Genomic DNA, 12324 nt, shown 5'->3' on the forward strand with positions numbered 1-12324 from the left:
GCGCCCCGCGTGCTCTTGCCTTTTTAAATCCAGAGTGTAGGCAGGGCACATGCTTTCGGTATACGGCACAGACAAGGGCTGCCTGGTCGAACATTCCCGGTCAGGGGATGCGGCCTTGCTGTCCGTTGCCGTCTGGCTGGACATGGTGGAACCGACGGCCGAAGAGGAAAAGGACGTGGAAGCCGCCCTCGGCATCGACATCCCGACGCGCGGTGAACTCGAAGAAATCGAGGCCTCCAGCCGCCTCTATCAGGAAGACGGCGCGGCCTTTATGACCGCCAACCTGATCCGGCGCGGCGAGGACGACCGCCCGGAATCAAGCCCGGTGACATTCATCATCAAGGGCAACCAGCTTATCACCATCCGCTATCATCACCCGCAGGCTTTCCCGGTCTACATCAAGCAGGCCATGAAGCCGCAGGCCACCGCCATGACGGGCTGGGGCATCCTGATCAGCCTGCTGGAAGCCGTGGTTGACCGCGCCGCCGACCATCTGGAGCGCGTGGGCGCCATCGTTGACGATACATCCAAGCAGGTGTTCGACACCTCTTTCATCCAGCGTCCCGCCCGCAAGGGCCAGCGCCGCCGCAAGAAGCCCAAGAACCTCGAAGAACTTCTGGGCAAGGTGGGCGAGGAGGGCGACTTCACTTCCAAGATGCGCGAAAGCCTCGTCTCCATTGGGCGAATGGTGGCCTACATGCAGGCCATCATCGACCAGATGAAGCAGTCCAAGGACATGAAAGAGAACCGCGCTCGCATCAAGATTCTGCAGCGCGATATTCTCTCTCTTGCCGACCACTCCAGCTTCCTCTCGGGCAAGATCAGCTTCCTGCTGGATGCCGTGCTGGGCATGATCTCGATCGAGCAGAACGGCATCATCAAGATCTTCTCGGTGGCCGCGGTCGTGTTCCTGCCGCCCACGCTGGTGGCGTCCGTCTACGGCATGAACTTCAAGTACATGCCCGAGCTGGACTGGGAGTTTGGTTATCCCTGGGCAGTCTTCCTCATGATCCTCTCAGCCCTTCTGCCGTTCTGGTATTTCAAGCGAAAGGGCTGGCTGTGATGGGCTCCGTCGCCTGGGTCGCCCTGGGCGGTGCACTGGGCTCCGTCACGCGCTACGCCAGCATCAGGGGTCTTGCCGGCATCTTCGGCGAAGGCCAGCCCTGGGGCACGCTGACCGTCAACGTGGTTGGCAGTTTCCTGATGGGGCTTCTGGCGGCACTCATCGCCCGCAAATTCGCCGACGCGGATGCTGTGCGGGTCTTCCTGCTGCCGGGTTTCCTTGGCGGCTTCACAACTTTCTCGGCTTTCTCCCTCGATGTGTTCAACCTCATGCAGCGCGGTGAGAACGGCAGCGCGATCACCTATGTGTTGGGCTCGGTCATCCTCTCGCTCATTGCCGTCTTTGCAGGCTACGCCCTGATGGTGCGGAGCATCGCCTGATGGCTGAAGTGAAGCGCCACGTCGTCGCGGCGGAAGAGGACGGCATGCGTCTGGACCGATGGTTCAAGGTGCATTTCCCGCAGGTGACATTTGCCTATCTCAACAAGCTGACGCGCACCGGACAGGTGCGGATAGGGCCGGGGCGCTGCAAGACCAATGTCCGTCTCGTGCAGGGTCAGGAAATCCGCGTGCCGCCACTTGCATTCGATACGCGCCCAGCCGACGCGCCCAAGGGCGACGTGAAGCCGCTTTCCAAGGAAGAGCGCCGTTTCTTCGACTCGATGGTGATCCACGAGGACAGGGATATCTATGTCCTCAACAAGCCCTCGGGCTTTGCCGTGCAGGGTGGCAGCAAGACCCATCATCATCTGGACGGCCTGCTGATGGGCTTGGGCGTGGAGACGGGCGAGCGCCCGCTGCTGGTGCACCGCCTCGACCGTGATACCTCAGGTGTGATTGTCGTCGCCAAGCGCCGCGCTATTGCGGCGGCGCTGGGCAAGCTCTTCGCCACGCGCACGGTCAAGAAGACCTACTGGGCCGTTGTGAAGGGTGTGCCTCATCCCATGCAAGGCCGCATCGACGTGGCGCTGGTGAAGGCCAGGAGCGAAGATGGCGACCGCATGCGCGCCTCCCGCGAGGGCGAGGAGGAGGACGAGCAACACGCCGTCACCCAATACGCCGTGCTGGACCATGCCGCGAAGATCGCCGCGTGGATGTCGCTCCGTCCGCAGACCGGCCGCCAGCACCAGCTTCGCGCCCATATGGACCATCTTGGAACGCCCATCCTCGGCGACAATAAATACAATGGAGACAGCGACTTGCCGGACGGTGTTGAGAACCGGCTTCATCTCCACGCCCGCCGCCTCGTCTTCCCCCATCCGCGCGGCGGAACGGTGGATGTGACGGCTCCATTGCCGCAACACATGCTGGAGACCTTCACGCTCTTCGGCTTCGATCCCAAACGGTTTGACCGCGATGACGAGTGACGACGAATCCGACGACGCCCGCATGCGCCGCCTGATGAAGGACCGTTATGAACGGCCCTTGCCCAGGCGCTTTTACAAGACGGTGGCGATCGGCCCCCGCAACGAAATCCTGCTCGATGGTCGCGCCGTGAAGACGCCGATGAAGGCCCCGCTGGTTTTGCCGACCCGGGCGCTGGCGGAAGCTGTCGCCGCTGAGTGGGAGGCGCAGGACAAGGTCGTCAACCCCGGCGTCATGCCCGTGACCAAATATGCCAACACGGCAATCGACCGCGCCGTCTCGGAACGTCAATCCGTGCTGGATGATTTCGCAAGCTACGCGGGCTCGGACCTGGTCTGCTACCGCGCCGAAAAGCCACGCGAACTGGCGGACCTGCAATCCCGGCATTGGAATCCCGTGCTCGAAGATGCACGGGTAACGCTGGGGGCGGCGTTTAAGCCGGTACTGGGCATCGTGCATGTGGCGCAGGATGAGGCCTCAATTTCAGCAGCACGGTCAGCGGCGGCGGCACTCGATCCGTTCCGATTGACGGTGCTGTACAATCTCACGACGCTCACGGGTTCGGCACTGTTGTCCCTGATGCTTGTGGGTGGGCGTGCCAGTGCCGAGAAGGGGTGGAACGCGGCCCATGTGGACGAGGACTACCAGATTTCGGAATGGGGCGCCGACGACGAGGCCATGGCCCGCCGCGCCGGCCGCCGTCTCGATTTCGATGCCCTCATGGACATCCTGAACCGCCTGGACTGAGCTGCGCCCAAACGCCGCCGCACTTGTACGCCGGCCTTCCACCGCCTTATCTCCGTCACGATCGCCTTTGATAAGCCCTGCAACCAAGACGGGACCCCATCATGAACTTCAAGCTCATCGCCGCCCTTTCCCTCGCCACGCTCCTCACTGCAGGCGCTGTCATGGCCCAGTCCGCCCCAGCGGATCTTGTCTCGGCCTACAAGGCGGGGGTCGCCGCGGCCAAATGCGATTTGGGGCTCGATGCCGCCAAGGAAAGCGCCTTGGGCGATGCCGTGCAGCGCGTCGAACAGAAGAGCGGGCTGGCCCAGGATCAACTCGATGCGCTCTGGTCTGACACGCAAGCCGCCCATGATGCGGATGCAGCGGGCTTCTGCGGCAGCGCCGCAGGCGAGATCGACAAGACCATCGCCGCCGCCAAGTGATCGCGGGGAGTGGCGGCGACGTCTGATTCGCCATCCCGCAGTTTCCACCGGTGCCGGATTACGCTAGCCTCCCGGCATGGCACACGATCACCACGACGACGACCATCCCCACAACAGTGAACTCTCGCCCATCGAGTTGCGCGTCCGCGCGCTGGAATCGATTCTGGTCGAGAAAGGTTACGTCGATCCCGCCGCAGTTGAAGCCATCATCCAGACTTACGAAACGGAGATCGGTCCCCACCGCGGCGCCCGTGTTGTAGCGAAGGCCTGGAGCGATCCCGCCTTTGCCGCATGGCTGAAGGACGACGCCAGCGCCGCCATCGCATCGCTGGGCTACACCGGGCGGCAGGGCGAACACATGGTGGCCCTCTTCAACACACCTGACCAGCACAACATGGTCGTCTGCACCTTGTGCTCCTGCTACCCGTGGCCGGTGCTGGGCCTGCCGCCGGTCTGGTACAAGTCACCGCCCTATCGTGCCCGCGCCGTGAAGGAACCGCGCGCCGTTCTTTCCGAATTCGGTGTGGCTTTGCCGGACGGCAAGGAAGTTCGCGTGTGGGATTCGACCGCCGAGATGCGCTACCTCGTGATCCCCGAACGTCCCGCCGGCACGGAAGGCTGGAGCGAGGAGCAACTCGCCGCCATCGTCTCGCGGGATTCGATGATCGGCACTGCAATCGTCACGGTGTCCGCATGATCGGCGCCCAGGATCTCGGCGGCCGCGATGGCTTCGGCCCCATCAATCCGGAAAAGAACGAGCCGCTCTTTCATGCGGCCTGGGAGCGCCGTGTGCTGGGCTTCACCGTCGCCATGGGGGCAGGCGGGGCCTGGACAGGAGACCAGAACCGCCACAAGCGCGAGCAGCTGCCGCAGGACTTCTATTGGTCCGCCAACTACTACGACATCTGGCTGACGGCGCTCACCCAGAACCTGACGGAGCGCGGCATGGTGACGGAGCGCGACCTGGCCGCAGGCCACGCGGTCGATCCGCCCAAGCCGCCGCCACGCGTCCTGAAGGGCGATGCCGTGGCAGCAACGCTGAACCGCGGCTTTCCCTACATGCGCGAGGCGAAAGCGCCCGCCGTCTTCGGCGCCGGTGATGCCGTCCGGACCATCCGCAACGAAACGCCGGGACACACGCGCCTTCCGGCCTATGCCATGGAAAGAAACGGAGTGGTCGTCGCCGTGCGCGGCGTCCACGTCTATCCGGATTCAAACGGCATGGGGCAGGGCGAAGACCCGCGCTGGCTCTACACCGTGAAGTTCACGGCGCAGGAACTCTGGGGAGAACCATCGCCGGATTCCGTCTGTCTTGATCTTTGGGAGCCCTATCTTGTCCGCGCCTGAGCGCCAGCCCGAGACGCCCTTCGCCGCACCGTGGGAGGCGCAGGTCTTTGCCTTGACGGTGAAGCTGCACGAACGCGGGGTCTTCACGTGGAGCGAGTGGACGCATGTGCTCGGTGCCGAACTCCACGCCATGCCGGAGCGGCCGTATTATGAGTCATGGCTCGCCGCACTGGAGAAGATCGTCCAGGGCTACGGAGTGATGAGCGAACCTGAACGCCTGGCCCGCATTGCCGCTTGGGACAGGGCCGCGAAGGCAACGCCCCACGGCCAGCCCATACGTCTGGAAAACGGGGCAGGCGCGGACGGCCCGTCCTTTGACTTTTCGCCAGTTTGACCGGGACCAGCCTCCCGCCTAGAGCAATTGCCTGAGATTGTGTGGAGCGGATGAATGCATGAGATCCTTGAAAAGCTGGAGGCGCGCCGTGCCAATGCCCGCGCCGGCGGCGGACAGAAGCGGACTGACGCCCAGCACGCCCGCGGCAAGCTGACGGCCCGCGAGCGCATCGAACTGCTCCTCGACCAGAACTCGTTCGAGGAGTTCGACATCTACGTCGAACATCGCGCCACCGAATTCGGCATGGCGGAAACACGCATTCCGGGCGACGGCGTGGTGACGGGATGGGGCACGGTGAACGGTCGCGTCGTCTACGTATTCGCCAAGGACTTCACCGTCTTCGGGGGCTCGCTCTCGGAAACCCATGCCCGCAAGATTACCAAACTGCAGGACATGGCACTGCGCAACCGAGCACCCATCATCGGCCTGTTCGACGCCGGTGGCGCGCGCATCCAGGAAGGGGTGGACGCGCTTGCAGGTTATGGCGAGGTTTTCCAGCGCAACGTGCTATCCTCCGGCGTCATTCCGCAGATCTCCGTCATCATGGGGCCGTGCGCAGGCGGCGATGTGTATTCCCCCGCGATGACCGACTTCATCTTCATGGTCCGCGATACGAGCTACATGTTCGTGACCGGCCCCGACGTGGTGAAGACCGTGACCAACGAAACGGTGACGGCGGAAGAACTGGGCGGCGCCTCGGTCCACACCACAAGGTCATCGATTGCCGACCGCGCCTTCGACAACGACGTGGAAGCGCTGTTGCAGATGCGCCGCCTCATCGATTTCCTGCCCTCATCCAACACGGCAGACTTGCCGGAATTGCCGCAGCTGGACAGCGCAGAGGAATTGGTGCCGAGCCTCGACACGCTCATTCCGGCCAATCCCAACCAGCCCTATGACATGAAGGAGCTGATCCTCAAGACGGTGGACGAGGGTGACTTCTTCGAGATCCAGGAAGCCCATGCCCGCAACATCATCACCGGATTTGCGCGCATCAAGGGCCGTACAGTGGGGATCGTTGCGAACCAGCCCATGGTGCTGGCGGGCGTGCTGGATTCGGATGCAGGCCGTAAGAGCGCACGCTTCGTGCGCTTCTGCGATTGCTTCAACATCCCGGTCATCAGCTTCGTGGACGTGCCGGGTTTTCTGCCGGGCACGGCACAGGAATATGGCGGCCTGATCAAGCACGGCGCCAAGCTGCTCTTCGCCTACGCCGAAGCAACTGTGCCGAAGATCACCGTCATCACCCGCAAGGCCTATGGGGGAGCCTACGTCGTGATGGCCTCCAAGCACCTGCGTGGCGACATCAACTATGCCTGGCCCACAGCCGAAATCGCCGTCATGGGCTCCAAGGGCGCCGCGGAAATCATCTACCGCGCTGAACTGGGCGACAAGGAAAAGATCGCCGCCCGCGTCAAGGACTACGAAGACCGGTTCGCCAATCCCTTCGTGGCGGCGGAGCGGGGCTTCCTCGACGATGTGATCATGCCCCATTCCACCCGCCGGCGGGTGGCCCGGGCATTGGACATGCTGAAGGGCAAGAAACTCGACAACCCCTGGAAGAAGCACGACAACATTCCGCTGTGAGCGAAATCCGCTCGTTGTTGCATAAATGACACAGCCACGATTTTGTCACAATCGGGCGGGTCATCACGCGCTGCGGGCATTTGACGGCGCATTGCAACCAACTTAGACTCTGAGCCTGATTTTCGCCCAGAGTCGGACGGTGTGGGCGGCAACGGGGGGACTGTCCAATGACTCGCACACGCGCTTTCAAAGCATTTATGGCTTCCGGCATCGCCGCCGTCGCCATGGCAACCTCGGCACTGGCCGGTGGGTTTGCCGTCCGTGAACAATCGGTCGAATACCAGGGCATGTCTTTCGCCGGCAACGCGGCGGGCGGAGGCGGGCTCTCCGGCATGTTCTGGAACCCCGCCGTGCTGGGCGAATTCGAAGGCTTCCAGACCGACTCGAACTACACGCTGATCGCTCCCTATGCGAAGATCACGGGAACGGACGTGCTCGGCACCGGATCCAGCGGCAACATGGGCAACCTCGCGCTCGTGCCGGCAAGCTACATGAGCTACCAGCTGACCGATGATCTGGTCGCCGGCCTTTCCTTGAATTCGCCGTTCGGCCTTGGCAACAAGACGGACTTTGCCTGGGTTGGCCAGACCTTCAATCGCAAGTCCCAGGTCAAGACCTACAACGGACAATTGGCACTGGCCTACAACGTTTCGCCCGACATCACCATCGGTGGCGGCGTCATCATGGAATACATGACCGCGGACCTGCGGTCGGCGGGCGGTGTCGCGCCAACCAGTTCCAGTGTTGTGGTGCAGGGTGACGATATCGGCTTCGGTTTCAGTGGTGGTGTTGTTTGGCGCCCGATGGACGGCACACAACTTGGCTTTGGTTTCCGCTCTGCCGTGAAACACACGCTCAAGGGCGAGGATTCCCTGCGTGGCACAAACCCCGCCGTTCCGGGCTTCGATCCCATCTCCGCCGATGTCACGCTGCCGGAAAGCGCGACCCTCAGCATCCGTCAGGACATTTCGGATGAGACGCGCCTCCTGGCCTCTGCGGAGTGGACCAACTGGAGCAGGTTGAAGCAGTTGGATATCGTCTGCAGTGGTGGCGGCACCAATCTGGCGCTGTGCGGGTTGCGTCCGCCGGGAGCGGTCCTCAAGTCTCTCGAATTCGGCTGGCATGACGGATATTTCTTCTCCGCCGGTCTGGAGCATGATCTCTCCGACACACTCACGATCCGGGGCGGCCTGGCTTACGAAATTTCCCCTGTCCAGGCCCCCGACGAGCGCTCATTGCGCGTACCGGACTCGGATCGCCTGTGGCTGAGCGCCGGTGCGAGCCTGCAGATCACCGAGAAGATGAAGGCCAACCTTGCCTACACTCACATCTTCTTCAAGGAGGGTGACATCGACCGCACGGAATCCGCCATTCATTTCGTCGGCAAGTCCAACGCGCACATGGATATCCTCAGCGCCGGCATGTCCGTCGATTTCTGATGGATTCCCGCCGGGGTTGACCGTTCAAATTTGAGCGTATCCCTGAACCCGGCCTTAGCAAGACTGCGATAACGTTCTTCCCATCTGGGGAGAAGTGTCATGAAGTTTGTCGCTTTGGCGGCCGGTGCCTGTCTGGCTCTGGCCGTGTCGGGTCCATCGGTTTTCAACACACAAGGGTCATCGGTTCAAACCGAGAGTGCCGCGATCGTCGCACCGGCCTGGCTGCCGCTGCCGTCGCGGCCGTTCATCAGCAGCGTGGAATATTCGGGCGAGGCAGGGGCCGAAGCCGCCTTCGGCACGGTTCTCTATGTCCTTCCCTCCGACGGAAAATCCGAGGTCGTCTGGCTCAAGGAACATCTCAAGGCGCAAGGCTACGCCATCGACGACCGCACCGCGGCCATCGACAATTTCGCTGGGGCCGACGTGGTGATCAGCGCCCATGACCGCGTCACCGGGCGCCGGGTCAACCTGGTGAAGAGCAGCACCGTCGAGGGTGCGAACCTCCGCGTGACCTTCGAGGACCCCACTGCAGGAACTTACGTTTCGCTGCTCTGACCTCTTGTGCCGCCCGCTCCGCCGTTGGAAAACGGGGCAGGGATTCGCGCGGGAGAACATGATGCGGACATTGCCGGTGGGGGCCGCCTTTGGGCACATGCTCCGCTCGACGACGAACAACCTGGGCTTTGCCTGGCAGTTGAGCTGGCCATGGATATTGCTCATCGCGCCTGCGAACATTCTGGCCACGCTGTATGGCTTCACGCTTGAACCACGCGCCGACGGCAGCGTGCCCGAGGGCAAGGTCATCGCCATTGCACTGCTTGTGGCGGCTCTCACGTTGTTTGCTTTCGCATCCATCGCCGTGAGCTGGCACCGCTACGTGCTGCTGGACGAAGTGCCGCGCGGATGGGCACGGTTGCGTGCCGACAATACGGTCTGGCGCTACTTCGGAAACACCCTGCTGATCATGCTTGTCCTGGTCGCCGGAATGGTGCCTGCGATGCTGCTGACCGCGATTCCTTTCGCAATGGGCAACGCTGGAGCAATCCTCGCGGTACCGATCTATTTCGCCACGGTGATCTACGGCATCGCCGCCTTCTATCGCCTGAGCGTGAAGTTGCCGGCTGTGGCGCTGGAACGGTACGATTTCGGATTGAAGGACGCATGGTCCATCACCCAAGGCAATACCTGGCGACTCTTCGGCCTGGCATTGTTGTTTGCACTCTGCGTGCTTGTCATCGCGCTGCTGCTTGCGGGCGTGGTCTACCTGCTGGAAAAAACGGGACTGACCTTCGCGCTGATGCTCGGCCTGTCGCTCCAGATCGTGTTCAACTGGATCTTCACCATCATGGGCGTGACGTTGCTCACCAGCCTGTACGGATTTTTCGTGGAGAAGCGGGAGTTCTAAATCCGCTCGCCGATCAAATCGTATTCCTCGGCGTCGACAATCTTCACTTTCACCATATCGCCGGGCTTGAGGTCCGTCGCGCCGGGGATGAAGACATTGCCGTCGATTTCCGGCGCATCCCACGGCGAGCGGGCCACAGCTTCTTCATTATCAGCGTCAATTTCATCAACCAAGACATTGATTTCACGACCGATTTTGGAGCGGAATACATCTTCCGAAATGGCCTGCTGGGTCTCCATGAAGCGCGCAAACCGTTCTGCCTTCACCTCATCCGGCACCTGCGGCAGGCCCAGATCATTGGCGGTCGCGCCAGACACGGGCTCATATTGGAAGCAACCCGCGCGTTCGATCCGCGCTTCCTTCATCCACTGGAGAAGCTGCTCGAAGTCCTGATCCGTTTCGCCGGGAAAGCCGACGATGAAGGTCGAGCGGATGGCAAGGTCCGGACAGACCTTCCGCCACGCCGCAATCCGGTCCAGCACCTTTTCCTGGTTTGCCGGGCGGCGCATCGCCTTCAGTACCGTGGGTGAGGCATGCTGGAAGGGAATGTCGAGATAGGGAAGGATCTTCCCCTCCGCCATCAGCGGAATGACATCGTCCACATGCGGGTAGGGATAGACGTAGTGCATGCGTACCCAGGCACCGAGATCGCCCAGTTCCTTCGCCAGATCGTAGAACTTCGCCCGCACCTCGCGGCCACGGTATTTCGACGGTGTGTATTTGAGGTCAACGCCATAGGCAGACGTGTCCTGCGAGATGACCAACAATTCTTTCACCCCGGCTTTCACCAGCCGCTCCGCCTCATACAGCACCGCAGCCGCCGGGCGCGAAACCAGATCGCCACGGATCGAGGGGATGATGCAGAAGGTGCAGCGGTTGTTGCAGCCTTCGGAAATCTTGAGATAGGCGTAGTGCTTCGGCGTGAGGTGCAGGCCCTGCGGCGGCACCAGATCCATCTTCGGGTCGTGTACCGGCGGCAGCGCCTCATGCACGGCCTTCACCACCTGTTCGTACTGGTGGGGACCCGTGATCGCCAGCACGGAAGGATGCGCCTTGCGGATCGCTTCATCCTCGATGCCATAGCATCCCGTCACGATGACACGGCCATTCTCCGCCAGCGCCTCGCCGATGGCCGAGAGGCTCTCCGCCTTGGCCGAATCGAGGAATCCGCAGGTGTTGACGATCACCACGTCGGCATCGTCATAGCCGGGCGCGATCACATAGCCCTCGGCCCGGAGCTGGGTGAGGATGCGCTCGCTGTCCACGAGGTTCTTCGGGCAGCCCAATTGGACAAGGCCCACTTTCGGCACGGTCAGGGTCATGGCGCGCCTTTAGCCGAGCAGCGCGGGCAGGGCAAATTTAACGGAACCGCCAGACCCCCACTTGAGGTTGCCCCGCACCTCGCCCATAAGGAAGCCATGCCAAAAATCGTTATGCTTGCGGGGGCAAGTTGTCTGATGGCGCTCCTCATGGCGGCGCCAGCCCCTGCCGGGTCCCTCGCCCTTGCGGGCAAGGAACGCTGGCTCACCATCGCCTCCACCAAGGACAAGGACACCGCCATCGCCATTGCGGGCCTGTATTCCACGGAACGGGCCAGGGTTGTGACCACCCAGTCCGGATTTTTCGCCATCGTGCTGGGCCCCTACAAGGAGGGCTCGGTCGAGGCCATCAGGAAGGCTCACCAGGACATCGGGGAGTTGCCGAAGGACGCGCTGCTCTCGCGTGGCGACAAATACATCGACACCATCTATGAGGAGCACCCTTGGGAAGAACAGCGCGTGCTCGCCACCTACGAGGTAAACAAGCCCGTGCAGTTTTCAGGCGACGGCATCACCTATGTGGTGTCGATGAAGGGCGACGAGGACAATCCCGGTCCCACCACCGCCACTGCCGAAAAGGACGGAAAGCTGCTGTTCTCTTTCACCACGCCGACGGATTATTCCATGTTCGGGTCGGACGCCGGCCTTCTCAAACTCGATCCCACCGCCAATGGCCCGCAGTTGGTGTTCACCCGCTTCACCGGCGGTGCTCACTGCTGCACCCAAACCTGGATCGCCACGTCGCCACAGGGCGGCAGCGGCTGGACCCTGGTGGACGCAGGCGTCTTCGATGGCGGCGGCTACTCCTATGAGGATGCTGACGGCGACGGCACGATGGAACTGTTCCGCGTGGACAACGACTTCCTCTATGCTTTCGATTCCTACGCCGGCTCCGTTGCGCCGATCCGCATCAGCCATCTCCGGGGGAACAGGCTGGCGGACATCTCCAACGATCCGGCCATGCACAGCCGTCTGGTACGGGACCTTGCGGCGATGGAATTCTCGGCCAAGGTCGATCCGAGCTTGTGGAGCACCAACGGCTTCCTTGCCGGCTGGGTCGCCGCCAAGCAGCGCCTGGGGCAGGGCGAGGAAGCCTGGCAGACGGCACTCGAAAATCTCGATCCCAAGAGCGATTTCGGCCCGCAGATCTGCACATCGGGCCAGGACCTCGAAAACTGCCCGGCGGAAAACCTGGAGGCCGTGCCCGTGGCGAAGGCCCTGGCGCAGTTCCTGTCCGAGCGCGACTACGGCGACCTTCCGGCGGTGGCGCGGGCCCTGCTGGACTGACAGGCGGGCC

14 protein-coding genes are annotated in these 12324 nt (G+C 62.5%); 13 read left to right on the top strand and 1 reads right to left on the bottom strand.

The window, feature by feature from the left end:
- Window positions 1–49 precede the first annotated feature (49 nt).
- The 12 genes from IPM06_13995 (at window position 50) to IPM06_14050 (ending at window position 9708) form a co-directional block, all read left to right on the top strand.
- Window positions 50–1063, top strand: coding sequence for a magnesium transporter CorA family protein (locus tag IPM06_13995; GenBank protein MBK8771535.1), 1014 nt, complete (start codon window positions 50–52; stop codon window positions 1061–1063).
- Complete coding sequence (gene crcB, locus IPM06_14000; GenBank protein MBK8771536.1) at window positions 1063–1443, top strand: fluoride efflux transporter CrcB; 381 nt, start codon at window positions 1063–1065, stop codon at window positions 1441–1443. Before IPM06_13995 ends, crcB begins: the two co-directional genes overlap by 1 nt.
- Window positions 1443–2429: an RluA family pseudouridine synthase gene (locus IPM06_14005; GenBank protein ID MBK8771537.1), complete on the top strand. Its 987-nt coding sequence runs from the start codon at window positions 1443–1445 to the stop codon at window positions 2427–2429. Before crcB ends, IPM06_14005 begins: the two co-directional genes overlap by 1 nt.
- Complete coding sequence (locus IPM06_14010; protein ID MBK8771538.1) at window positions 2419–3174, top strand: ATPase; 756 nt, start codon at window positions 2419–2421, stop codon at window positions 3172–3174. The genes IPM06_14005 and IPM06_14010 overlap by 11 nt, the downstream gene beginning before the upstream one ends.
- Before the next feature lie 101 nt (window positions 3175–3275).
- Window positions 3276–3596 (top strand): hypothetical protein, encoded by a 321-nt coding sequence (locus IPM06_14015; GenBank protein ID MBK8771539.1) that lies wholly within the window; start codon window positions 3276–3278, stop codon window positions 3594–3596.
- A gap of 76 nt (window positions 3597–3672) precedes the next feature.
- A complete protein-coding gene (nthA, locus tag IPM06_14020; protein MBK8771540.1) occupies window positions 3673–4293 on the top strand; it encodes a nitrile hydratase subunit alpha in 621 nt (206 codons plus the stop codon).
- Window positions 4290–4943 (top strand): nitrile hydratase subunit beta, encoded by a 654-nt coding sequence (gene nthB, locus IPM06_14025; protein MBK8771541.1) that lies wholly within the window; start codon window positions 4290–4292, stop codon window positions 4941–4943. Before nthA ends, nthB begins: the two co-directional genes overlap by 4 nt.
- Complete coding sequence (locus IPM06_14030; protein MBK8771542.1) at window positions 4897–5277, top strand: nitrile hydratase accessory protein; 381 nt, start codon at window positions 4897–4899, stop codon at window positions 5275–5277. Before nthB ends, IPM06_14030 begins: the two co-directional genes overlap by 47 nt.
- Before the next feature lie 54 nt (window positions 5278–5331).
- Window positions 5332–6864 carry an acyl-CoA carboxylase subunit beta gene (locus tag IPM06_14035; protein ID MBK8771543.1) on the top strand — a complete coding sequence of 511 codons (1533 nt, stop codon included), beginning with the start codon at window positions 5332–5334 and terminating at the stop codon, window positions 6862–6864.
- A 167-nt stretch (window positions 6865–7031) separates the two neighbouring features.
- On the top strand, window positions 7032–8303 hold the full coding sequence (locus IPM06_14040) for an outer membrane protein transport protein (GenBank protein ID MBK8771544.1): 1272 nt from the start codon (window positions 7032–7034) through the stop codon (window positions 8301–8303).
- Window positions 8304–8402: 99 nt separating this feature from the next.
- The gene (locus IPM06_14045; GenBank protein MBK8771545.1) at window positions 8403–8858 is read left to right on the top strand and encodes a hypothetical protein; all 456 of its coding nucleotides are present in this window, start codon (window positions 8403–8405) and stop codon (window positions 8856–8858) included.
- 58 nt (window positions 8859–8916) lie between these two features.
- Window positions 8917–9708, top strand: coding sequence for a hypothetical protein (locus tag IPM06_14050; GenBank protein ID MBK8771546.1), 792 nt, complete (start codon window positions 8917–8919; stop codon window positions 9706–9708).
- Here the strand turns inward: IPM06_14050 and rimO are convergent.
- The gene (gene rimO, locus IPM06_14055) at window positions 9705–11030 is read right to left on the bottom strand and encodes a 30S ribosomal protein S12 methylthiotransferase RimO (GenBank protein ID MBK8771547.1); all 1326 of its coding nucleotides are present in this window, start codon (window positions 11028–11030) and stop codon (window positions 9705–9707) included. The two genes, IPM06_14050 and rimO, sit on opposite strands and share 4 nt — an antisense overlap.
- A 96-nt stretch (window positions 11031–11126) precedes the next feature.
- Between rimO and IPM06_14060 the strand changes: the two genes are divergently transcribed.
- On the top strand, window positions 11127–12314 hold the full coding sequence (locus IPM06_14060) for a hypothetical protein (protein ID MBK8771548.1): 1188 nt from the start codon (window positions 11127–11129) through the stop codon (window positions 12312–12314).
- Window positions 12315–12324: the final 10 nt, after the last annotated feature.

The sequence above is a fragment of the Hyphomicrobiales bacterium genome (genome assembly GCA_016710435.1).
Classification (GTDB): Bacteria; Pseudomonadota; Alphaproteobacteria; order Rhizobiales; family Aestuariivirgaceae; genus Aestuariivirga.